The sequence below is a fragment of the Sphingomonas sp. GW821-FHT02B09 genome, assembly GCF_059421875.1.
In genome coordinates this window covers 882348-903999 of sequence record NZ_JBWKVV010000002.1, presented here as the reverse complement: position 1 = coordinate 903999, position 21652 = coordinate 882348, and the positions used below count along the sequence as shown (strand labels likewise).

Sequence of the window (21652 nt, the reverse complement as noted above, 5' to 3'; positions counted from 1 at the left end):
GATGAAGCTGCGTATCTTCGTGACGCTCAAGCCCGGCGTGCTCGATCCCCAGGGCCGCGCCATCCACCACGCGCTCGGCAGCCTCGGCTTCGAAGGCGTCGAGGACGTCCGCGCCGGCAAGATGTTCGAACTCGAGGTCGCCGATTCGACGACCGACGAGTCGATCGACGGCATGTGCCGCCAGTTGCTCGCCAATACGGTGATCGAGAATTTCCGCGTGGAGCGCGTCTGACATGAAAACCGCGGTCGTCGTCTTTCCGGGTTCGAACTGCGACCGCGACCTCGCGGTGGCGCTGGAACGGGTGACCGGCAGCAAGCCGGCGATGGTCTGGCACGGCGACAGCGAGCTGCCCGACGGCGTCGGCCTCGTCGCGGTGCCGGGCGGCTTCTCCTACGGCGATTACCTGCGCTCGGGCGCGATCGCGGCGCGATCGCCGATCATGCGCGCGATCGTCGAGCAGGCGGGCCGCGGCCTGCCCGTGCTCGGCGTGTGCAACGGCTTCCAAGTGCTGACCGAGGCGGGGCTGCTGCCCGGCGCACTGATGCGCAACGCCGGTCTCGACTTCGTCTGCCGCGACGTCGCGCTGACCGTCGCCAATGCGCAATCGGCCTTCACCAGCCGCTATGACGCGAACGAGACGATCCGCGTCCCCGTCGCCCACCACGACGGCAATTACTTTGCGGATGCGGAAACGCTCGACCGGCTCGAAGGCGAAGGCCGCGTCGCCTTCCGTTATGGCGAATCGGTCAATGGCTCGGCGCGCGACATCGCCGGCGTCCTCAACGCCGCCGGCAACGTGCTCGGCATGATGCCCCATCCCGAGCGCAAGATCGAAACCGCGCACGGTGGCACCGACGGCCGCCGCCTCTTCGAAGGCGTGCTGGAGACGATCGGGGCGTAAGCCGCGCGACCTCCGCGCACGTCCGTGAACGCGGCGGCTATCGCATATCAGCGTTCGAGTGGGTCCATCGCCTTCCAGGCGCACCCCCGTCACCCCGGACTGGTTCCGGGGTCCACTCCGCGGCGGGGAGCATCGGTTGTGCCTCCAGCCGTGCCCCTGCGGCCCGATTGACCCCGGAACCAGTCCGGGGTGACGAAGACGATGTGGAAGCGGCTCGGTGAACGCGGGGCGGGCGTTGCGACCGCCCCCGCCACGCGCCGAAGCCCGCAAGCGGCACTCGTCGCATTTCCAGCCCGGCCGACGGTTAACCACTTGTCAGCCCCGGGCCGATAGGGTGACGGCGCAAGACGCAGCCGGGGGGCTGCGTTCGACGGGCGGCGGTGCCGCGGGGGCTTTGCGCCGGATACGGCAAGAAGGAGCATTATGCTTGGGGCGATCGTCTTTACCTATGGCATGCTGATGAGCTTCGTGTTGCAGGGCGCGACCCGCAACGCCAGGCTCGCGCGGCCCAATCCGCCGATGCTGCAATATGTCGGCTATCTGCTGTGCGGCCTGTCCGCGGGTCTGTCGATCATGCTGCTGATCATGGCACTGACGGCCAAGGCCCCCTTCCCGCTGATGTAAGCGAGGATCGGGCGAAGCGGCCGGGAACCAGTCGCTTGACACGGCGTTTGCGCCCGCCTACCTGCACTCCTCTCCGAAATACCGGCTTCCGGCGACGCTCGTTTGCGTTCGTCGCGCTTTGCGTAGATGCAAGGTCTTGGAAGGCGGTGTTGGGTCGGAGGATGCGACGAGATGGGGGCGTGCGGCCATGCCGTTCCCCGTGGAGCTAGGAGAAACATTTCATGGCACGTATCGCGGGTGTCAATATCCCGACCAACAAGCGCGTGGTGATCGCGCTGACCTACATCCACGGCATTGGCCTGACCAAGTCCAAGGAAATCATCGCCAAGCTGAACATCGCGCCGGAGCGCCGCGTGCAGGACCTGACCGATCAGGAAGTGCTGCAGATCCGCGAGACGATCGACGCCGACCACACGGTCGAGGGCGATCTGCGTCGTGAGACGGCGATGAACATCAAGCGCCTGATGGATCTCGCCTGCTATCGTGGCCTGCGCCACCGCAAGGGCCTGCCGGTCCGCGGCCAGCGCACGCACACCAATGCGCGCACCCGCAAGGGCAAGGCGAAGCCGATCGCAGGCAAGAAGAAGTAATTCGTCCGGGGGACGAATTACTCCGCCGGAGGCAGGCTCGATGCCGATTGCCCGGCGATTTCCGAATTAGGGTCAGGAATCTCAACCAATGGCACGTGAACCGCAGCGTATTCGCCGTCGCGAACGCAAGAACATCACCGCCGGCGTCGCCCATGTGAACGCCAGCTTCAACAACACCATGATCACCATCACCGACGCGCAGGGCAATGCCATCTCGTGGTCGTCGGCCGGTGCGATGGGCTTCAAGGGCAGCCGCAAGTCGACCCCGTATGCCGCTCAGGTGGCCGCGGAAGACGCCGGCAAGAAGGCCGCCGAGCACGGCGTCCGCACCCTCGAAGTCGAAGTCAAGGGTCCGGGTTCGGGCCGCGAGTCGGCGCTTCGCGCGCTGCAGGCGGTCGGGTTCCAGATCACCTCGATCCGCGACGTCACCTCGATCCCGCACAACGGTGTGCGTCCGTCGAAGCGTCGCCGCGTCTGATCTTCCACGCGCCGGCTGACGAGTCGGCGCGTTTTTCTCCCGGCTGGAGCTGCCCCCGTTCCGGCCCAAATTAGGGGACACCTGTGTCTGTCAATGCAAAGAACTGGCAGGAACTGAAGAAGCCCAACGGCCTTGAGAAAAAGGGCGGCGACGGCAAGCGGAAGGCGACCTTCGTGGCCGAGCCGCTGGAGCGTGGCTTCGGCCTGACGCTCGGCAACGCGCTGCGCCGCGTGCTGCTCTCCTCGCTGCAGGGCGCGGCCGTGACCTCGATCAAGATCGAGAACGTGCTGCACGAATTCTCCAGCCTGGCGGGCGTCCGCGAGGACGTCACCGACATCGTTCTGAACGTCAAGCAGATCGCGATCCGCATGCAGGGCGAGGGGCCGAAGCGCCTCCAGCTCTCGGCGACCGGCCCCGGCGAAGTCAAGGCCGGCGATATCGCCGTGTCGGGCGACATCGAGGTGATGAACCCCGAGCTGGTGCTGTGCCACCTCGACGAAGGCGCGACGCTCAACATGGAGCTGACCGCCGACATCGGTAAGGGCTACGTCCCCGCGACCGCCAACCGTCCGGCCGATGCGCCGATCGGCCTGATCCCGGTCGACGCGCTCTATTCGCCGGTGCGCCAGGTGTCGTACAAGGTCGATCCGACCCGCGTCGGTCAGGACCTCGATTACGACAAGCTGACGCTGACGATCGAAACCGACGGCACCGTGACGCCCGAGGATGCGGTGGCCTATGCCGGTCGTATCCTGCAGGACCAGCTGGCGCTGTTCGTCCACTTCGACGATTCGGCGATCACCCGTTCGTCCGCGCCGATCGGCCAGGCGGCCGCTCCGGCGGCTGGCGGCGACGCGGCCGGCGACACGCAGCAGATCAATCGTTATCTGCTCAAGAAGGTCGACGAGCTCGAACTGTCGGTGCGTTCGGCCAACTGCCTCAAGAACGACAACATCATCTACATCGGTGACCTGGTCGGCAAGACCGAGGCCGAGATGCTCCGGACCCCGAACTTCGGCCGCAAGTCGTTGAACGAGATCAAGGAAGTTCTCTCGTCCATGGGCCTGCGCCTCGGCATGGAAATCCCGGGCTGGCCGCCCGAGAACATCGAAGAGATGGCGAAGAAGCTCGAGCAGGAAATCATGGGGTAATCGCAGGCGGATAGCCTCGGCTATCCGCCGTCTCGGCGATGACCTCGGCCGACGGGCAGGGAAGCGGCGAAGCCGCCACCCTGCCCGTTCGACGTGACCGGTGCGGCTTCGCCGCACCGCCACCCGGCCGCCCAAGGACACGTCTCTTTGCGTGACCTTTATGAACTTACCGGGGCCTCAATGGCGGTGGCCCGTTACGAACCGCCTGGTCTGGGGATCTCCGTAAAACGGCCCCATAACGAACGAAGGAAGTTACCATGCGTCATCGCGTCGGCGGCCGTAAGCTGCAGCGTACCTCGGCCCATCGTATTGCGCTGTTCCGCAACATGTCGGCCGCGCTCATCAAGCATGAGCAGATCACCACCACCGTCGCCAAGGCGAAGGAACTGCGTCCCTACGTCGAGAAGCTGATCACGCTGGCCAAGAAGGGCGGCCTGTCGAACCGTCGTCTCGCCCATGCGCGCCTGCTCGACGATGCGCAGCTCGTGAAGCTGTTCGACGTCCTCGCCTCGCGCTACGCCGATCGCAACGGCGGCTACACCCGCATCATCAAGGCCGGCATCCGCGCCTCGGACGCCTCGCCGATGGCGATCATCGAGTTCGTCGACCGCGACGTCTCGGCCAAGGGCCAGGATTCGGGTCCGGTCCAGTCGGACGAGGATTTCGACGAAGCGGCATAAGCCCCGCCCCTTCATCCCGGGCATGTCCCGGAATGACGGAAAAGCTCTGGAGGCCGCGTCAGCAATGGCGCGGCCTCTTTCGTTATCGGCGTCGCATCGCTACACGCCCGCCATGCAGCACACCGACACCATCCTGATCGTCGACTTCGGCAGCCAGGTGACCCAGCTCATCGCACGCCGCGTCCGCGAAGCGGGCGTCTATAGCGAGGTCGCCCCCTTCCAGTCCGCCGAGGCGGCGTTCGAGCGGCTCAAGCCCGCCGGCATTATCCTGTCGGGCGGCCCCGCCTCGGTCACCGCCGAGAACAGCCCACGCGCGCCGCAAGCCTTCTTCGAGGCGGGCATTCCGATCCTCGGCATCTGCTACGGCCAGCAGCTGATGAGCGCGCAGCTCGGTGGCAACGTCATCGTCTCGGGCGACGGCGGCGAGTTCGGCAAGGCCTATGTCGAGGTGAAGGCCGATTGCGCGCTGTTCGACGGCCTCTGGGCCGAAGGCGAGCGCCACCAGGTGTGGATGAGCCACGGCGACAAGGTCGATGCGATCCCGCCCGGCTTCAGCCCCGTCGCGACCTCGGAAGGCGCACCCTATGCGATCGTCGCCGACGAGTCGCGCCGCTTCTATGGTGTCCAGTTCCACCCCGAGGTCGTCCACACCCCCGACGGCGGCAGGCTGATCGCCAATTTCGCCCGCCACGTCTGCGGCCTCGCCGGCGACTGGACGATGGCCGAGTTCCGCGAGGCGAAGATCGCCGAGATCCGCGCCCAGGTCGGCAGCGGCAAGGTGATTTGCGGCCTGTCGGGCGGGGTCGATTCGTCGGTCGCCGCGCTGCTGATCCATGAGGCGATCGGCGACCAGCTCACCTGCGTGTTCGTCGATGGCGGCATCCTGCGCGCCGGCGAGGCCGAACAGGTCGTCAGCCTGTTCCGCGGCCATTACAACATCCCGCTCGTCCATGTGGAGGCGCAGGACCTGTTCATGGACGGCCTCGCCGGCGTCACCGACCCTGAGGCGAAGCGCAAGTTCATCGGCAAGACCTTCATCGACGTGTTCGAGGCGGAGGCAAAGAAGATCGGCGGAGCCGAGTTCCTCGCGCAGGGAACGCTCTACCCCGACGTGATCGAGAGCGTCAGCTTCACCGGCGGCCCCTCGGTAACGATCAAGAGCCACCACAATGTCGGCGGCCTGCCCGAGCGGATGAACATGAAGCTCGTCGAGCCGCTGCGGGAATTGTTCAAGGACGAGGTGCGCGCGCTGGGCCGCGAACTCGGCCTGCCCGACGTCTTCGTCGGTCGCCACCCCTTCCCCGGCCCCGGCCTCGCGATCCGCATCCCCGGCGAGGTGACGCGCGAACGGTGCGACATCCTGCGCAAGGCGGATGCGGTCTATCTCGAGGAGATCCGCAACGCCGGCCTGTACGATGCGATCTGGCAGGCGTTCGCGGTGCTGCTGCCGGTGCGGACGGTCGGGGTGATGGGTGACGGCCGCACCTATGACCATGTGCTCGCCCTGCGTGCGGTGACCTCGACCGACGGCATGACCGCCGAGGTGTTCGACTTCCCCAGCGACTTTCTGCCGCGCGTCGCCACCCGCATCGTCAACGAGGTCAAGGGCGTCAACCGCGTGGTCTACGATTATACGTCGAAGCCACCCGGCACGATCGAATGGGAATGACCGGGCGCCAGTAACGGCGCGGGCAGCGATGCCCGCGCCGTTCGCGTTCAGAGGGTCACCCGCAGCGACAGCGAGGTGGTGCGGCCGTTGATCGAGCGCGCGCGAACGATGCCGTTGGCGGGGATCGATCCGTCCTCCGCCTCGGTGAAGCCGCGCACGTCGAACAGATTGTTGGCGTTCAGCGAGAGCAGCAGCCGGTCGGTCCAGCGCCATTGCGCGAAGCCGTTGACCTGGGTGAAGCCGGGCAGCCGCAGGTCGCCGACGTCCTGCGCATAGCTGCTGGTCGTGCCGACGACATTGGCGCCGACGCTGAACCGGTCGATAGTGACCTGCGGCGTCGCCTGGAAGATCAGCGCCGCCTGCCGCCGTGGCGTGCGGCCGACGCTCTGCGGGCTGAGCGCGTCCTCGGTGACCTTGGCATCGGTATAGGTCGCGCCGACCGTGAGGTCGAACGGTCCGTAGCCATAGCCGCCGTCGAGTTCGAGGCCGTAGGCGCGGTATTTGCGGTCGATGAAGGTCTGGCGCGTCGCCTCGAAATTCTGCTCCTCGGTGCCGGCCCAGAAGCCGGTCAGATTGGCGGTGAGGCCGTCATGGCGATATTTCAGCCCGGCCTCGGCCTGACGGACATAGTCGATGGCGGCGTCGCGGTTGGTCAGCGATCCGTCGACGGGGCTCACCTGCCGCCCGAACAGCAGACGGTCGGCGTTGGCGCGCGCGCCGCGACTGTAGCGGGCGAAGACCGCGAAGGGCTCGGACACGCGGAGGTTGATGCCGGCCGAATAGGAGAGGTAATGCCAGGTGTAGTCGACCGGCGCCGGGCTGGTCAGCGGGATCACCGCCACCCGCCGCTCGGCGGCGGAGAGGCGATCGTCGCCGTCGATATCGAAGACGGTCGTGCCGATCCGGTTGCCGCCGAGGTCGGCGCCGTAGATCGACCCGCGCGCGCTGCCGTAATCGTAGCGGACGCTGGCGCCGAGCGCGACGCGGCCGATCTTGTAGTTGAGCGAGCCGAACGGCGCGTTAACCGCATAATCGACGCGATAGCTGCGCCGGCAGCAGCCGCCGAACCATGACGCGCCGAAGCCGTAATAGCCGTTCTGCGTGACGGCAAGGCCGCGGCCGTCGAACACGTCGACCAGGGCCGCGCGGCCGTCGCCGCGCACGTCCATCAGCGTCGAGGTCCACAGCCAGTCGGTGTCGACCGTCTGGCGCGACGCGTAGAAGCCGGCGGTGGTGGTCAGGTCGCCTTTGCCGGCCCGGTCGACGCGGCTGACGCGCAGATCGTTGGTGACGTTGTTGAGGCTGTTGAGCTTGACGTCGAACACGACGATGCGCGCGAGCAGGCCGTTGCCGTTGATCGCGGACGGATCGGCGATTGCCTGACCGGCGGCCGGGCCGGTGGCGTAGCGCAGCGTCGCGCCGTTGCCGCCGAGGTCGGTCGCGGTCGCCGCCGCCCCATCCACCGTAGCCGGGAAGTTCGAGATGAACCGTCCGGAGATGTCCGCATAGCGGAAGCGTTCGGTCAGCATCCAGCCGGACAGATCGACCTGCGTCTCGACGCCGATCGCCTTGACCACCGGATGCTGACCGTCGCGCAGGTCGTCGACCACAGGATTGTTGTGCCCGTCGAGCGTGACGTTGCTGGTGACATAGCGCGAGAGCAGCGCATCGTGCGCAATCGAGAAGCCCGGGATGTCCTCGTAATGCGGGTGGCCGTCGCTGCCGGTCACGCGCACCGGGTTGGGGAGATAGGCCGCCGAGCGGTCGTCGAGCAGCTTGCCGTAGAGGCGGACGTAGCCGCCGGTGAACGCCCTTGTGACGTTGACCTTGATTTGGCCGCCCTTGGTGCCGTCATAGCCGACGTGGCGTGGCCCCTCGCCCTGGTGGTAGAAGCCGCCGACCTGGAAGCGTGTGCCTTCGGCGACCTTGCCGCCGTAGGTGAAGTCGACGCGATGCTCGTCATAGTCGAGGCCGGTGCTCGCCTGGATCGCACCGCCGGCGACCTCGCCGGTCTTGGAGATCAGGTTGACGACGCCGCCCGGCGAGTTGGACGAGAAGGTCGAGGCGGAGCCGCCGCGGATCGCCTCGACCGAGGCGAGATTGAGGTCGGCGCGCAGGAAGATATCGGCATTGCCGAAGGTGATGTCGCCGAATTCGAGGATGGGCAGGCCGTCTTCCTGCAATTGCAGGAACTTGGCGCCGCCGGTGGCGATCGGCAGGCCGCGAATCGAGATATTGGCATTGCCGTCGCCGCCCGAGCTTTCCGAGCGGATGCCGGGGATGTTGCGGAAGATCTCGGCGGTCGAGCGCGGCGCGATCTTGAGGATTTCGGTCTCGCGCAGCGAGCTGGTCGAGATCGCGCTGTCGAGGCGGTCGCGGCCGCGTGCTACCGCGGTGACGATGATGTCGGTGTTCTTCGCCGGCGCCCGTGCCGGATCGCCCGCCTTCTGCTCCGCCTCGGCCGGCATGTCCTGTGCGCTGGCCGCCTGCGGCAGGACATTGGCGAAGGCAATCATCGTCAAGCTTAATCGGGCAAGAAGCACGGGGGGTCTCCATATGGGAAGCATACGGAGCCATTCTAGGGGATGTTTTCAAATGGCAGCGCTACCAGCGCAAAAATCACAATCGTTTGTAAGGAGATCGTCATATTGGGGCGGCGGTAACGACATAGCCTTATCATCAGCCGGCAGCGGTAAACCCAAAAGTGTTATTTGGATCAATGCTTTGAAGACGCGACCGCGATGACGGCAGGACCACCGTGACGTCAGCCTGGGACCAGAATCTGGCGCGCCCGGCTGGATTCGAACCAGCGGCCACAAGCTTAGAAGGCTCGTGCTCTATCCATCTGAGCTACGGGCGCGCGCGGCAGACCGATTAGCGCGGTTTGCGCGGGACGGGAACCGCCATATAATGCGCCGCCATGGGCGAGCGGGGCGAACGGGCGATCGATGCCGCGGCGATGCGCGGGCAGGCGTTCCGCTATTACGACTTCGTCATGGCGGCGTTCGTCGCGATCCTGTTGCTGTCCAATGTGATCGGCGCAGGCAAGGTGGCGCAGATCGTGCTGCCCGGCATCGGGCCATGGCCGTTCGGCGCGGGCATCCTGTTCTTTCCGGTCAGTTACGTGATCGGCGACGTGCTGACCGAAGTCTATGGCTATGCGCGGGCGCGGCGGGTGATCTGGGCGGGTACCGCCGCGGTGGTGTTCATGGCGTTCATGAGCTGGGTGGTGGTCGCGCTGCCGCCGGCGCCGAGCTGGGGCAATCAGGCCGCCTATGCGACGATCTTCGGCCAGGTGCCGCGGATCGTGCTGGCGAGCGTCTGCGCATTCTGGGCGGGTGAGTTCGTCAATTCCTACGTCATGGCACGGATGAAGGTGCGTACCGCGGGCAGGCATCTTTGGATGCGGACGATCGGTTCGACGGTGCTCGGCGAAGGCGTGGACAGCCTGATCTTCTATCCGCTCGCCTTCCTCGGCGCGGCGGGGTTCACGCCGGCGCTGGTGGTCAAGGTGATGCTGACGCAATGGGCGCTCAAGGTGGCGTGGGAGGTGATCCTGACGCCCGTCACCTATGTCGTCGTCGCGGCGCTGAAGCGCGCCGAGGGCGTCGACGTCTTCGACCGGGCGACCGACTTCACGCCGTTCCGGACGGGGGTGTGATCGCACCGGTGTTGGACGACATGGACAAGATGGACACCTTAATGAAAACGATCCGCTCCCATCGTTTCCGTTTTGGAGGTGATGGATCGACGATGCGAAAAAGCCGGCGGCGGGGATAGCAGGCGGGGCACGTATAGGACAGCGCGACAGAGGCTCGCTTAGCCCGGCCGTCAGTCCGGGCCGTGCGAGACCCGCGGATGCCGCATCAATGGACCGGCAGCACGATGCGCGCGATGAGACCCGGCACGTTGTCCGCCAGTTCGAACCGGCCGTTGTGGAGCCGCGCGACCGCCTCGATCAGCGCCATGCCGAGGCCCGCGCCCGGCGTCGTGCGTGCCGCGTCGAGCCGGCCGAAGCGCTTGAGCGCCTGTGCACGGTCGGCTTCGGCGATGCCGGTGCCGCGATCCTCAACCTGGATCGCGATCTCCTGCGCGTGGCAGACGAGGCGCAGCGTCAGCACGCCCCCGCTCGCGGCATGTTTGAGCGCATTGTCGATGAGATTGGTGATCGCCTGGCTGAGCAATTCGCGGTGCAGCGGCATCGCCGGCGCGGAGGCGTCGATCGCGACGGTGAAGTCGAGCCCCGCCTCCTCCGCCACCGGCTCGTAGAGTTCGGCGATCTCCTCGACCAGTTCGGCGGGCTCGACGAGGATGAACCGGTCGCGCGACACCGATTCGGAGCGGCTGATCTCGATCACCATCGTCAGCATGCGCATGACGAGATCGGTCTCGACCAGCAGCCCGCCGAGCGCCGCCTCGCGCGCCGCGGGGTCGGCGATCAGCACCGCCTGCTCGGTCTTGGTACGCAGCCGGGTGAGCGGCGAGCGCAGGTCGTGCGCCATACTGTCGGTGACGACGCGCAGTTCGACCATCAGCCGTTCGAGCTTGCCGAGCATCAGATTGAGCTGATGGCCGAGCCGGTCGAACGCGTCGCGCCGCGCCGGTGCGACCGGCACACGGCGCGAAAGATCACCCTCCCCCGCCGCCTCGATCACCGCCGCGATGCGGTTGAGGCGCAGACCGACGTAGCGCGCGAGCACCAGCCCGGCACCGATGCCAAGGATCAGCGACAGCAGCACCGCAACCGCGAGCGCGCCCTCGATCGCATTGCGCTCCGCTTCGACCAGATCGAGGCGGCGGCCGGTCAGCAGCCAGTGGTCGCCGATCGGGCGCAGCGTATAGCCGATGTCGTTGGTCGCCTCGCTGGTGTCGAAGTCGGCGATGCGGAACTGGCTGGGGACGAGCGGGATGCCGACGTGCGCGGGGGCGTAGCCGGCAACGCGATTGCCGTTGCGGTCGAGCACCGCGAGCAGCAGGGCGGTGTCGCCGGCGACGCGGGCGTGTTCGATCGCCTCGATTACCGCGGCGAGCCCGTCGGCGCGGTAGATAGCGCGCATCGCGTCCGACTGTTCGATCGTCTCGCGCCGGACGGTGCCGACCACCGCGGCGTCGGTCTGCTTCCAGACGAAGCCGACGAGCACGAGGTTGGAGATCAGCGCGAGCGCGATCGACAACAGGGCGATGCGGGCGGTGACGGACAGGCGCATGGCCCGTCCTAACCGACCGCCCACCAAATGCGAATCCGGATCAGACGGGATCGGCGGCAAGCCGGTAGCCGGCGCCCCGTACCGTGTGGAGGATCGGCGAGGCGAAGCCGTCCTCGAGTTTGCGACGCAGACGGCCGATATGGACGTCGACGACGTTCGAGCCCGGATCGAAGTGATAATTCCAGATCTTCTCGAGCATCATCGTCCGCGTGACGACCTGTCCGGCATGGCGGGCGAGGAATTCGAGCAGGTTGAATTCGCGCGCGCCGAGCGGGATGTTGCGGCCGGCGCGGGTGACGTGGCGGGCGAGCAGGTCGATCTCGAGATCGCCGACCGCGAGCTTGGTCTTCGTCGGCTCGGTGGCGACGCGGTCGCTGCGGCGGACCAACGCCTCGATCCGCGCGGACAGTTCGGCGAAGGAGAAGGGCTTGCAGAGATAATCGTCGGCGCCGGCCTTGAGCCCGTCGACGCGATCGTCGACCGCGGCGAGCGCGGAGAGGACGAGCACCGGCGTCGCGATCCCCGCGGCGCGGATCGCGCTGACCATCGAGAGGCCGTCGAGCCCCGGCAGCATGCGATCGGCGATGATGAGGTCGAAGATGCCCTCGCTGGCGAGGAACAGGCCGTCGCGGCCGTCGCGCGCCGATTCGACGGAATAGCCGCCCTCGGACAGGCCCTTGGCGAGATAGGCGGCGGTCGAGCTGTCATCCTCGACGATCAGGATCTTGCGGCTCACGGTGTCTTGCTCACGCTTCCTCACTACAGGAAAGGCCGGCGGAAAGCATCCCTTCCGCCGGCCCCTACGGCACCCCCGGGAGTGACGGGTACCGATCTCGACAAACCTGCCGATCGACGCTGCGACCGTGGGTTACGGTCTAGCCGAGCGGTGGTAGCGATGCGGTGACCGTCAGATGACAAAAACGTCATGGTTGTAACGGGTTATGTCGGAATCGAGAAATGTCGGCACCACGCTACATTCGTCATCCCCGCGCAGGCGGGGATCCATACGCGCGGACCTCACGATGAATCGCGGACGTCGGAGGTTATGGATCCCCGCCTTCGCGGGGATGACAGAGAGGGGCAGAAGGGAAAGGCGAGGCCATCGCCCCCCCTTACCCGTCGAGGATCGCCGCGATCGCCTGCGAGACGTGATCGATGTCGGCCATGCCGTTGACGCGCTCGACCAGGCCGCGCGCCTGATAGATCGGCAGGATCGGCGCGGTCTTGGCGCGATATTCGGCCATGCGCGTCTGCACCGTCTCGGCATTGTCGTCGGGACGGCGCTTGAACGCGGTCGAGCCGCAGACGTCGCAGACGCCCTCGACCTTCGGGCGCTTGAAGCGGTCGTGATAGCCCTCGCCGCAATTGGCGCAGGTGTAGCGGCCCTCGACGCGCTCGATCAGCGCGGCCTCGTCGACCTCCAGTTCGATGACATGGTCGAGCGTCAGGCCGCGCGCCTCGAGCAATTCGTCGAGCGCGACGGCCTGCGCGGCGGTGCGCGGATAACCATCGAAGATCGCCCCGCCCCCGACGCCCTGGTCGAGCCGCTCGCCGATCAGCGCCGAGACGATCGCGTCCGAGACGAGCTCGCCCGCCTCCATCACCGCCTTCGCCTGCTGGCCGACGGGCGTGCCCGCCTTGACCGCGGCGCGCAGCATGTCGCCGGTCGACAATTGCTGCATCCCGCGCGTGGCCATCAGCCGCTGCGCCTGGGTGCCCTTGCCCGCGCCTGGCGGTCCGAGAAGGATGATGTTCACGCGAGCTCTCCCTGTTTGGCTCGTGGACTTGCCGACGTTAGCGGAGACGCCCGCCCTTCAGCTTCGCCTTCTTGATGAGATCGCCATATTGATGCGCGAGCAGATGGCTCTGGATCTGCGTCACCGTGTCCATCGTCACGTTGACGACGATCAGCAGGCTGGTGCCGCCAAGATAGAAGGGGATCGACAGCGCCGACACCAGATATTCGGGCAACAGGCAGATGATCGTCAGATAGGCCGCGCCGATCACGGTGATGCGGGTCAGCACGTAATCGAAGTAATTCTCGGTGTTCTTGCCCGGGCGGATGCCGGGGATGAACCCGCCATAGCGCTTGAGGTTGTCCGCGGTCTCTTCGGGATTGAAGACGACGGCGGTGTAGAAGAACGAGAAGAAGATGATGCCGGCGGCGTAGAGCGCCATGTACACCGGCTGGCCGTGCGCCAGATACTGGTTGAGGGTGATGATGAAGTCACCCCATTTCGACTGGCCGGCGACGCGCTGGCCCGCGAACTGGCTGATCGTCAGCGGCATCAGCAGCAGCGACGAGGCGAAGATCGGCGGGATCACGCCCGCGGTGTTGATCTTGAGCGGCAGATGGCTGCGATCGGCCTGCATGCCGCGCTGCGTCTGGCGCTTGGGATATTGGATCAGGATGCGGCGCTGCGCGCGCTCCATGAAGCAGATGAACAGGATCAGCGCGACGACCGCGATGATGATGCCGATCAGCCGCACCGCGTCGATCGATCCCGACCGGCCGCCTTCGAGCAGGTTGACGAGCGTGGTCGGCAGATGCGCGACGATGCCGGCCATGATGATGAGGCTGACGCCGTTGCCGATGCCGCGGCTGGTGATCTGCTCACCGAGCCACATCAGGAACATCGTGCCGCCGATCAGCGAGACCACCGCGGCGACGCGGAAGGTCATGCCCGGCTCGATCACCGCAGCGAGGCCGTTGCTCGCGCTCAGTGCCTCGAGCCCGACGGCGATGAAATAGCCCTGGATCGCGGTCAGCGCGACGGTGCCGTAGCGGGTATATTGGTTGAGCTTCTTGCGGCCCGATTCGCCTTCTTTCTTGATCGCGGCGAGCTGCGGCGACAGCGAGGTCGACAGCTGCACGACGATCGACGCGGTGATATAGGGCATCACGCCGAGCGCGATCAGCGACATGCGGCTGAGCGACCCGCCCGAGAAGGTGTTGAAGAAGTCGAGCACACCGCCCGTGGTGCGCTGGCTGAGCAGGCCCAAAGCGGTCGGGTCGATGCCCGGCAGCGGCACGTAGCTCAGCAGCCGGAAGACGATCAGCGCGCCGATCGTGAACCACAACCGCTTCTTGAGGTCGGTCGCCTGCGCGAACTTCGCGAGGCTGATGCTTTGCGCCATCTGATCGGCTGCGGATGCCATGCGTGTATCCTGGAAACAAAAACGGCGGGATGCGTTTGAACCGCCCCGCCGCTCATATAGGCGCTGGGTGCGCCTTGTCTAATCGGTCCGGCGCTTTGTGTCCCCGCGCGCGGCGGGGACACGAAAGATTACGCCTTGAACGACGCCTTCTTTTCCTGACGCGCCTTGTACTGCACGCCCTTCTTGGCGGCGGCCTTCTCGGCGGCGGGGACGATCGTCGGGATGTCGAGCGAGCCGCCGGTCTTCTCGACCTGCGCACGCGCACCTGCCGAAGCACCGGCGACGTGGAAGGCGAGCTTGGTGGTCAGCTCACCCTTGGCGAGCAGACGGACGCCGTCCTTGCCGCCACGGACGAGGCCAGCCGCCTTCAGCGCCGCCTGGTCGATCGTGCCGTCGGTCGACAGCTTGCCCGCGTCGATCGCCTTCTGGATCGCGCCGGTGTTCACCTCGGCATAATCCTTGGCGAAGATGTTGTTGAAGCCGCGCTTGGGCAGACGCATGTGGAGCGGCATCTGGCCGCCCTCGAAGCCGGCGATGCTGACGCCCTCGCGGCTCTTCTGACCCTTCTGGCCGCGGCCGCCGGTCTTGCCCTTGCCCGAACCGATGCCGCGTCCGACGCGGATCTTGGACTTGCGGGCACCCTGATTGTCGCGGAGTTCGTTGAGCTTCATGATATGCACTCGCTTTCGCTTTTGTCGCGCTGATGGAAAAAGGAAGGGGGCCGCTTAGCCCCCTTCCCCGTATTTGTCACTAGGTCGGGACCGCCACCGTTCCGTCACCCCGGCCGAAGAGCCGGCGTCCCGCTTCTTCCAGAACGAAAGGAGCGGGACCCCGGCTCAAGTCCGGGGTGACGGACGACGTATCAGCCCTGTACCTCGATCATATGTGCAACCTTGCGGATCATCCCGCGGACCTCGGGGCTGTCTTCCAGCTCCGAGACCTTGTGCATCTTGTTGAGGCCGAGGCCGATCAGCGTCGCGCGCTGATCCTTGGTGCGGCGGATCGGCGAACCGGTCTGCTTGATCTTGATCGTCGCCATGTCAGTTACTCCACGACGGCCGCTGCGTCCGCCTCGGCGGTCTGCGAACCACCGCGGCCGAGCAGGTCGGCGATCTTCTTGCCACGACGCTGCGCGACCGACTTCGGCGAAGTCTGCTCACCCAGTGCCTCGAACGTGGCGCGGATCATGTTGTAGGGGTTGGACGTGCCGACCGACTTGGTCACCACGTCGGCAACGCCGAGGCTCTCGAAGATGGCGCGCATCGGGCCACCCGCGATGATGCCGGTGCCCTGCGGCGCCGAACGGAGCGTCACGCGACCGGCACCGAAGTGGCCGTTGCCGTCGTGATGCAGCGTGCGACCGTCCTTCAGGGGAACGCGGACCATCGCCTTCTTCGCGGCCGCAGTGGCCTTGGAGATGGCTTCCGGCACTTCGCGCGCCTTGCCGTGACCGAAGCCGACGCGGCCCTTGCCGTCACCGACGACGACCAGTGCGGCGAAACCGAAGCGCTTGCCGCCCTTCACCGTCTTCGAGACGCGGTTGATATGGACCAGCTTCTCGATCAGCTCTTCGCCGCCGTCATCCTGGCCGGGACGACCGCCACGGTTGTCGCGACCGCGACCGCCGTCACGACCACCGCGATTGCCACCGGGACCGCCGGGACCACGGCCACCGCCGCCGCCACCACGACCACCGCGCGGCGGACCGCCACGACCACCACCGGGACCGCCGAAGCCGCCCTGCTGGCCGCCCTGCGGCGCCGAATTGGCCTCCTGGGGAGCGCCTTCAGCCGCTGCGGGCTGCACGTTGTTCTCGTCAGCCATATTAGAACTCCAATCCGGCGGCACGCGCCGCCTCAGCCAGCGCCTTGACGCGGCCGTGGAACAGGAAGCCGCCACGATCGAACACGACCTGCGTCACGCCGGCGGCCTTCGCCGCCTCCGCCACGCGGGTGCCGACGGCGGTCGCTGCCGCGATGTTGGCGCCGGACGTGTCGCGCACGTCCTTCTCCAGCGTCGAGGCCGAAGCGACGGTCTTGCCGGCGACGTCGTCGATCACCTGGGCATACATGTGCTTGCCCGAGCGATGGATCGACAGCCGCGGGCGGGTGCCTGAACGTGCCTTCAGCGCGGTACGGTTGCGCCGACGGCGCTTCGCGAAAAGAGAGAGACCCTTGGTCATTACTTCTTCTTCCCTTCCTTGCGGAAGATGAACTCGCCGTCGTACTTGATGCCCTTGCCCTTGTACGGCTCGGGCTTGCGCCACTGACGGATCTCGGCGGCCAGCTGGCCGACCTTCTGCTTGTCGGAACCGCTGATCTCGACGGTCGTCGCGTCCGGCGTCTTGACCTCGATGCCTTCCGGCACGTCGATGTTGACGTCGTGGCTGTAGCCGAGCTGCAGCTTGAGGTTACGACCCTGCGCGGCGGCACGGTAGCCGACGCCGGTGATCAGCAGCTTCTTGGTGAAGCCGTCGGTCACGCCGGTGACCAGGTTCTGCACCATGGTCCGCTGCATGCCCCAGAACGCGCGCGCGCGCTTGGTGTCGTTGGCCGGCTGCACCTGGATGCCGCCGTCCTCGAGCGTGTAGCTGATCTCGTCGCGGAGCGGCATGGTGAGGGTGCCCTTGGGGCCCTTCACGCTGATGATGCCGTCGTTGATCGTCGGGGTCACGCCGGCCGGCAAGGCGATCGGCTTCTTACCAATGCGGCTCATCAGAAGACCTCCGCGAGCACTTCGCCGCCGACATTCTGCTCGCGCGCTTCCGCGTCGGACAGAACGCCACGAGGCGTCGAAACGATGGTGATGCCGAGGCCGTTGCGGACGCGGGGAAGTTCCTGCGAGCCAGAATAGACGCGGCGGCCGGGCTTCGAGACGCGGGCGACATGCTTGATCGCCGGCTGGCCCTCGAAATATTTCAGCTCGATGCGGACGCCCGCTGCGGGGCCCATCTGCTCGTCGCTATAGCCACGGATATAGCCTTCGCGCTGCAGCACGTCGAGCACGCGGATGCGCAGCTTCGACGCCGGCGAGAGGACGGAGTCCTTCTTCGCGCGCTGGCCGTTGCGGATGCGGGTGAGCAAATCACCCAGGGGATCGGTCACTGCCATGATGAATCCTTACCAGCTCGACTTGGTGAGACCGGGGATCATGCCCTTATTGGCCAGATCACGGAGCATCACGCGTGCGAGACGGAACTTGCGGTAATAAGCGCGCGGGCGGCCCGTGATCTCGCACCGGTTGCGGATGCGGGTCGGGTTCGCGTTGCGCGGCAGTTCCGCCATCTTGAGGCGAGCGATCAGACGCTCGCTCTCGTCGAGGCTCTGGTCATTCGCCATCGCCTTCAGCTTCGCCAGCTTGGGAGCATATTGCTTCACAAGCTTCTTGCGACGCTCATTCTTGTTGATCGAACTCAGTTTCGCCATGGACTTAAGCTCTCTTCCTTACTTCAGGAAAGCGAGGCTGCTCACGCAGCCTGCTTCTGCTGCTCAGCCTCGGGCTGAGGGAACGGGAAACCGAAGAGACGGAGCAGCTCGCGCGCCTCGTCGTCGGTCTTCGCCGTGGTGGTGACGATCACGTCCATGCCGCGCACCTTGTCGATGCGGTCATAGTTGATCTCGGGGAACACGATCTGCTCCTTGATGCCGCAGGCGTAATTGCCACGGCCGTCGAAGCTCTTCGGGTTGAGGCCGCGGAAATCGCGGACGCGGGGAAGAGCGATCGTGATGAAACGGTCGAGGAATTCGTACATGCGCTCGCGGCGAAGGGTGACCTTCACGCCGATCGGCATGCCCTCACGCAGCTTGAACTGCGCGATCGACTTCTTCGCCTTGGTGATCACGGGCTTCTGGCCGGCGATCAGCTCCATCTCGGAAGCGGCCTGGTCGACGCGCTTCTTGTCCTGGGTCGCCTCGCCGACGCCCATGTTGAGGACGATCTTCTCGATCCGGGGGATCTCGTTGACGTTCTTATAGCCGAACTTCTCGACCATCGCCTTGACGATCGTGTCCTCGTAGATGCCCTTCATGCGGGGCTTGTAGCCTGCATCAGCCATCGATCTTGTCCCCCGTCTTCACGGCCACGCGGACCTTCTTGCCGTCCTGCGTCTCGAAGCGGACGCGGGTGGGCTTGCCGTCGGCGGTCACGTGCGCGACCTTCGAGATGTGCAACGGCGCCTCGATCTTCTCGAGACCGCCCTGCGGGTTCGCCTGGGTCGGCTTGCGGTGACGCGTCGCGACGTTGACGCCGCCGACGACGACCTTGCCGTCCTTCGGCATCGCCAGGGTCACGGTGCCGGTCTTGCCCTTGTCCTTGCCGGACAGGACGATGACCTGGTCACCCTTCTTGATCTTCGCGGCGGCCATTACAGCACCTCGGGAGCGAGAGAGATGATCTTCATGTGCTTCTTGCCACGCAGCTCGCGCACGACCGGGCCGAAGATACGGGTGCCGATCGGCTCCTCGTTCTTGTTGACCAGGACGGCGGCGTTGCCGTCAAAGCGGATGGTCGAACCATCGGCACGGTGGATGTCCTTGGCGGTGCGGACGATGACGGCGCGATGCACATCACCCTTCTTCACCTTGCCGCGGGGCTGTGCTTCCTTGATGCTGACGACGATGATGTCGCCGACGGTGGCGGTACGACGCTTCGAGCCGCCCAGCACCTTGATGCACTGCACCCGCTTCGCGCCACTGTTGTCAGCGACGTCGAGATTGGATTGCATCTGGATCATCGATCCATTTCCTTCTCGTCTATGGGGTGGATACCGACCCAACCCCGCCTAAAATAACGACCCCGGCGCAGCGGACTGCACCGGGGGAGCGGCCCTGTAACCACTCCGCTGGCAGGACGCAAGCCCTGCCATCTTCATCCGCCGGCCGAAGCCGGCGGCGAATTATGCGTCGACGTCGACCCGCTCGGGCGTCGCATGGGTGTTGACCCGATCGACGACCTTCCAGGTCTTCAGCTTGGAGATCGGTGCGGTCTCTTCGATCCGCACGGTTTCGCCCTGCTTGTACTCGTTCGCCTCGTCATGGGCGTGGTACTTCTTCGAGCGACGGATGATCTTGCCGTAGAGCGGGTGCTTGACCTTGCGCTCCACGTTCACGACCACCGTCTTGTCGCCCTTGTCGGACACGATCAGTCCGGTCAGCACGCGCTTCGGCATCTGATGTTCCTTACTTGGCAGCCGCGGCGCTGGTGCGCTGCGCCTGGAGGGTCTTGATCCGCGCGATGTCGCGACGGACTTCCTTGACGCGGCTCGGCTTCTCGAGCTGGTTCGTCGCCGCCTGGAAGCGGAGGTTGAACTGCTCGCGCTTCAGCTGGCCGAGGCTCTCGGACAGCTGATCGTCGCTCTGGCTAAGAAAATCGGACTTGGCCATTATCACTCGCCTCCGAGGTGGCTGGTGTCACCCAGACGGGCGACGACCTTGACTTTGATCGGGAGCTTCATCGCGGCGCGCTCGAACGCCTCAGCGGCGATCTTGCCTTCGACGCCGTCGAGCTCGAACAGGATCCGGCCCGGCTTGACGCGGGCGGCCCAGAACTCGGGCGAACCCTTGCCCGAGCCCATGCGGACTTCGGCCGGCTTCGACGAGACGGGCACGTCCGGGAAGATACGGATCCACAAACGCCCCTGGCGCTTGATGTGACGCGTGATCGCGCGGCGGGCCGCCTCGATCTGGCGTGCGGTGATCCGGTCCGGCTCCATTGCCTTCAGGCCGTACGACCCGAAGTTGAGGCTGGTGCCACCCTTGGCATCGCCATGGATGCGGCCCTTGAAGGCCTTGCGGAATTTGGTGCGCTTTGGCTGCAACATGTCGTGTCAGTCCTTAACGACGGTCGTCGCGGGCCGGGCGGACGCCGGAGGTCTGAGCCTCCATCATCAGCCGGTCCTGCGCCATCGGGTCATGGCCGAGGATCTCGCCCTTGAAGACCCAGACCTTCACGCCGCACACGCCGTAGGAAGTGTGGGCCTGGGCCTCGGCATAATCGATGTTCGCGCGCAGCGTGTGCAGCGGAACCCGACCTTCGCGATAGCTCTCCGAACGCGCGATCTCGGCGCCGCCGAGACGGCCGCCGCAAGCGACGCGGATGCCGTCGGCACCCAGGCGCATCGCCGACTGCACCGCACGCTTCATGGCGCGGCGGAAGGCGATACGACGCTCGAGCTGGTCGGCGATACCCTGTGCGACCAGCTTGGCGTCGATCTCCGGCTTACGGATCTCGACGATGTTCAGCGACACGTCGGACTTGGTCATCGCGCCGATCGTCTTGCGCAGCTTCTCGATGTCCGAGCCCTTCTTGCCGATGATCACACCGGGACGGGCAGCGAAGATCGAGATGCGGCACAGCTTGGCCGGACGCTCGATGACGACCTTGGAAATGGCGGCCTGCGGCAGCGTCTTCATGATGAAGGCGCGGATCTTCAGATCCTCCAGCAGCAGCTGGCCATAATCATGGCCTTCGGCGAACCAGCGGCTGTCCCAGGTCCGGTTGATCTGGAGCCGCATGCCGATGGGGTTGCTCTTGTGACCCATTATGCTTCTTCCTGCTCGCGCACGACGATGCGCAGACGGCTGAACGGCTTCAGGATGCGGGTGGACTTGCCACGGCCGCGGGTCGCGAAGCGCTTCATGGTGATCGACTTGCCGACCGAGGCCTCGGCGACGACGAGCGCGTCGACGTCGAGGTTGTGGTTGTTCTCGGCGTTGGCGATGGCCGAGGCCAGCACCTTGCGCGCGTCGATCGCCATCGCCTTGGTCGAGAACTGAAGGATGCTCATCGCATCGCCGACCGGCTTGTTGCGGATCAGCGCCGCGACCAAGTTCAGCTTCTGCGCCGAACCACGGATCTGCGTCGCGACGGCAAGCGCTTCCTTCTCGCCGACCTTGCGGGGGGATACAGGCTTGCTCATCAGCGCTTGCCCTTCTTGTCAGCGGCGTGACCCGGGAAGTAGCGCGTCGGCGCGAACTCACCCAGCTTCATGCCGACCATGTCTTCATTGACCGACACCGGCACGAACTTGCGGCCGTTGTAGACGTTGAACGTGAGGCCGACGAACGACGGCAGGATGGTGGAACGACGCGACCAGGTCTTGATCGGCGCGCGGCCACCGGCATCCTGCGCGGTTTCCGCCTTCTTCAGAAGGCTCAGTTCGACGAACGGGCCCTTCCAGACTGAACGAGCCATG

General features: G+C 66.0%; 30 protein-coding genes and 1 tRNA gene. 9 read left to right on the top strand and 22 right to left on the bottom strand.

Annotated features, from left to right (window positions below):
- Position 1: 1 nt before the first annotated feature.
- The 8 genes from purS to guaA all read left to right on the top strand — a co-directional run bounded on the left by purS (position 2) and on the right by guaA (position 6094).
- The gene (gene purS / locus AC07U4_RS12235; RefSeq protein WP_038663334.1) at positions 2–232 is read left to right on the top strand and encodes a phosphoribosylformylglycinamidine synthase subunit PurS; all 231 of its coding nucleotides are present in this window, start codon (positions 2–4) and stop codon (positions 230–232) included.
- Between the two features lies 1 nt (position 233).
- The gene (gene purQ / locus AC07U4_RS12230; RefSeq protein WP_495195558.1) at positions 234–902 is read left to right on the top strand and encodes a phosphoribosylformylglycinamidine synthase subunit PurQ; all 669 of its coding nucleotides are present in this window, start codon (positions 234–236) and stop codon (positions 900–902) included.
- Between the two features lie 423 nt (positions 903–1325).
- On the top strand, positions 1326–1526 hold the full coding sequence (locus tag AC07U4_RS12225) for a hypothetical protein (RefSeq protein ID WP_038663336.1): 201 nt from the start codon (positions 1326–1328) through the stop codon (positions 1524–1526).
- Between the two features lie 221 nt (positions 1527–1747).
- Entirely contained in the window at positions 1748–2116 is a 369-nt protein-coding gene (gene rpsM / locus AC07U4_RS12220; protein ID WP_038663341.1) for a 30S ribosomal protein S13, read from the top strand.
- A gap of 88 nt (positions 2117–2204) precedes the next feature.
- Positions 2205–2594, top strand: coding sequence for a 30S ribosomal protein S11 (gene rpsK, locus AC07U4_RS12215; RefSeq protein WP_037534130.1), 390 nt, complete (start codon positions 2205–2207; stop codon positions 2592–2594).
- 83 nt (positions 2595–2677) lie between these two features.
- The gene (locus AC07U4_RS12210) at positions 2678–3745 is read left to right on the top strand and encodes a DNA-directed RNA polymerase subunit alpha (RefSeq protein WP_038663345.1); all 1068 of its coding nucleotides are present in this window, start codon (positions 2678–2680) and stop codon (positions 3743–3745) included.
- A gap of 257 nt (positions 3746–4002) precedes the next feature.
- Positions 4003–4425 carry a 50S ribosomal protein L17 gene (gene rplQ, locus AC07U4_RS12205; protein WP_038663347.1) on the top strand — a complete coding sequence of 141 codons (423 nt, stop codon included), beginning with the start codon at positions 4003–4005 and terminating at the stop codon, positions 4423–4425.
- Positions 4426–4537: 112 nt separating this feature from the next.
- Positions 4538–6094, top strand: coding sequence for a glutamine-hydrolyzing GMP synthase (guaA, locus tag AC07U4_RS12200; RefSeq protein ID WP_495195557.1), 1557 nt, complete (start codon positions 4538–4540; stop codon positions 6092–6094).
- Positions 6095–6141: 47 nt separating this feature from the next.
- Here the strand turns inward: guaA and AC07U4_RS12195 are convergent, their stop codons facing one another.
- Together AC07U4_RS12195 and AC07U4_RS12190 are read right to left on the bottom strand one after the other, a co-directional pair.
- A complete protein-coding gene (locus AC07U4_RS12195) occupies positions 6142–8610 on the bottom strand; it encodes a TonB-dependent receptor (RefSeq protein ID WP_495195556.1) in 2469 nt (822 codons plus the stop codon).
- Between the two features lie 267 nt (positions 8611–8877).
- A tRNA-Arg gene (locus AC07U4_RS12190) sits at positions 8878–8954 on the bottom strand.
- Positions 8955–9014: 60 nt separating this feature from the next.
- Between AC07U4_RS12190 and AC07U4_RS12185 the strand changes: the two genes are divergently transcribed.
- Positions 9015–9755: a queuosine precursor transporter gene (locus tag AC07U4_RS12185; protein WP_495179294.1), complete on the top strand. Its 741-nt coding sequence runs from the start codon at positions 9015–9017 to the stop codon at positions 9753–9755.
- A 205-nt stretch (positions 9756–9960) separates the two neighbouring features.
- Here the strand turns inward: AC07U4_RS12185 and AC07U4_RS12180 are convergent, their stop codons facing one another.
- The 20 genes from AC07U4_RS12180 to rpsS all read right to left on the bottom strand — a co-directional run bounded on the left by AC07U4_RS12180 (position 9961) and on the right by rpsS (position 21651).
- The gene (locus tag AC07U4_RS12180; RefSeq protein WP_495195555.1) at positions 9961–11301 is read right to left on the bottom strand and encodes a sensor histidine kinase; all 1341 of its coding nucleotides are present in this window, start codon (positions 11299–11301) and stop codon (positions 9961–9963) included.
- Positions 11302–11341: 40 nt separating this feature from the next.
- The gene (locus AC07U4_RS12175; protein WP_038663357.1) at positions 11342–12037 is read right to left on the bottom strand and encodes a winged helix-turn-helix domain-containing protein; all 696 of its coding nucleotides are present in this window, start codon (positions 12035–12037) and stop codon (positions 11342–11344) included.
- A 376-nt stretch (positions 12038–12413) separates the two neighbouring features.
- Positions 12414–13058 (bottom strand): adenylate kinase, encoded by a 645-nt coding sequence (locus tag AC07U4_RS12170; protein WP_038663359.1) that lies wholly within the window; start codon positions 13056–13058, stop codon positions 12414–12416.
- A gap of 37 nt (positions 13059–13095) precedes the next feature.
- Complete coding sequence (secY, locus tag AC07U4_RS12165) at positions 13096–14460, bottom strand: preprotein translocase subunit SecY (RefSeq protein ID WP_038663362.1); 1365 nt, start codon at positions 14458–14460, stop codon at positions 13096–13098.
- A 128-nt stretch (positions 14461–14588) separates the two neighbouring features.
- Complete coding sequence (gene rplO, locus AC07U4_RS12160) at positions 14589–15131, bottom strand: 50S ribosomal protein L15 (RefSeq protein ID WP_038663364.1); 543 nt, start codon at positions 15129–15131, stop codon at positions 14589–14591.
- Positions 15132–15322: 191 nt separating this feature from the next.
- Positions 15323–15499: a 50S ribosomal protein L30 gene (rpmD, locus tag AC07U4_RS12155; RefSeq protein WP_038663366.1), complete on the bottom strand. Its 177-nt coding sequence runs from the start codon at positions 15497–15499 to the stop codon at positions 15323–15325.
- A 5-nt stretch (positions 15500–15504) separates the two neighbouring features.
- Complete coding sequence (gene rpsE / locus AC07U4_RS12150; protein WP_038663369.1) at positions 15505–16284, bottom strand: 30S ribosomal protein S5; 780 nt, start codon at positions 16282–16284, stop codon at positions 15505–15507.
- Between the two features lies 1 nt (position 16285).
- On the bottom strand, positions 16286–16642 hold the full coding sequence (gene rplR, locus AC07U4_RS12145; protein WP_038663371.1) for a 50S ribosomal protein L18: 357 nt from the start codon (positions 16640–16642) through the stop codon (positions 16286–16288).
- Positions 16642–17175, bottom strand: a complete 534-nt coding sequence (gene rplF / locus AC07U4_RS12140) for a 50S ribosomal protein L6 (protein WP_038663374.1) — start codon at positions 17173–17175, stop codon at positions 16642–16644. Before rplF ends, rplR begins: the two co-directional genes overlap by 1 nt.
- On the bottom strand, positions 17175–17570 hold the full coding sequence (rpsH, locus tag AC07U4_RS12135) for a 30S ribosomal protein S8 (protein ID WP_037534152.1): 396 nt from the start codon (positions 17568–17570) through the stop codon (positions 17175–17177). The genes rplF and rpsH overlap by 1 nt, the downstream gene beginning before the upstream one ends.
- A 9-nt stretch (positions 17571–17579) precedes the next feature.
- Positions 17580–17885, bottom strand: coding sequence for a 30S ribosomal protein S14 (rpsN, locus tag AC07U4_RS12130; protein WP_038663377.1), 306 nt, complete (start codon positions 17883–17885; stop codon positions 17580–17582).
- A gap of 41 nt (positions 17886–17926) precedes the next feature.
- Positions 17927–18514, bottom strand: a complete 588-nt coding sequence (gene rplE / locus AC07U4_RS12125; protein ID WP_495195554.1) for a 50S ribosomal protein L5 — start codon at positions 18512–18514, stop codon at positions 17927–17929.
- On the bottom strand, positions 18507–18824 hold the full coding sequence (rplX, locus tag AC07U4_RS12120; RefSeq protein ID WP_038663384.1) for a 50S ribosomal protein L24: 318 nt from the start codon (positions 18822–18824) through the stop codon (positions 18507–18509). The genes rplE and rplX overlap by 8 nt, the downstream gene beginning before the upstream one ends.
- Entirely contained in the window at positions 18824–19192 is a 369-nt protein-coding gene (gene rplN / locus AC07U4_RS12115) for a 50S ribosomal protein L14 (RefSeq protein ID WP_037534160.1), read from the bottom strand. The genes rplX and rplN overlap by 1 nt, the downstream gene beginning before the upstream one ends.
- Positions 19193–19354: 162 nt before the next feature.
- Entirely contained in the window at positions 19355–19627 is a 273-nt protein-coding gene (gene rpsQ, locus AC07U4_RS12110; protein ID WP_037534161.1) for a 30S ribosomal protein S17, read from the bottom strand.
- A 10-nt stretch (positions 19628–19637) separates the two neighbouring features.
- Positions 19638–19841, bottom strand: a complete 204-nt coding sequence (gene rpmC, locus AC07U4_RS12105; protein WP_038663387.1) for a 50S ribosomal protein L29 — start codon at positions 19839–19841, stop codon at positions 19638–19640.
- A 2-nt stretch (positions 19842–19843) separates the two neighbouring features.
- On the bottom strand, positions 19844–20278 hold the full coding sequence (rplP, locus tag AC07U4_RS12100) for a 50S ribosomal protein L16 (protein WP_037534163.1): 435 nt from the start codon (positions 20276–20278) through the stop codon (positions 19844–19846).
- A 13-nt stretch (positions 20279–20291) separates the two neighbouring features.
- Positions 20292–20999, bottom strand: a complete 708-nt coding sequence (gene rpsC, locus AC07U4_RS12095) for a 30S ribosomal protein S3 (protein WP_037534164.1) — start codon at positions 20997–20999, stop codon at positions 20292–20294.
- On the bottom strand, positions 20999–21376 hold the full coding sequence (gene rplV / locus AC07U4_RS12090) for a 50S ribosomal protein L22 (protein WP_038663392.1): 378 nt from the start codon (positions 21374–21376) through the stop codon (positions 20999–21001). The genes rpsC and rplV overlap by 1 nt, the downstream gene beginning before the upstream one ends.
- The gene (gene rpsS / locus AC07U4_RS12085; RefSeq protein WP_017979490.1) at positions 21376–21651 is read right to left on the bottom strand and encodes a 30S ribosomal protein S19; all 276 of its coding nucleotides are present in this window, start codon (positions 21649–21651) and stop codon (positions 21376–21378) included. Before rpsS ends, rplV begins: the two co-directional genes overlap by 1 nt.
- Between the last annotated feature and the right edge of the window lies 1 nt (position 21652).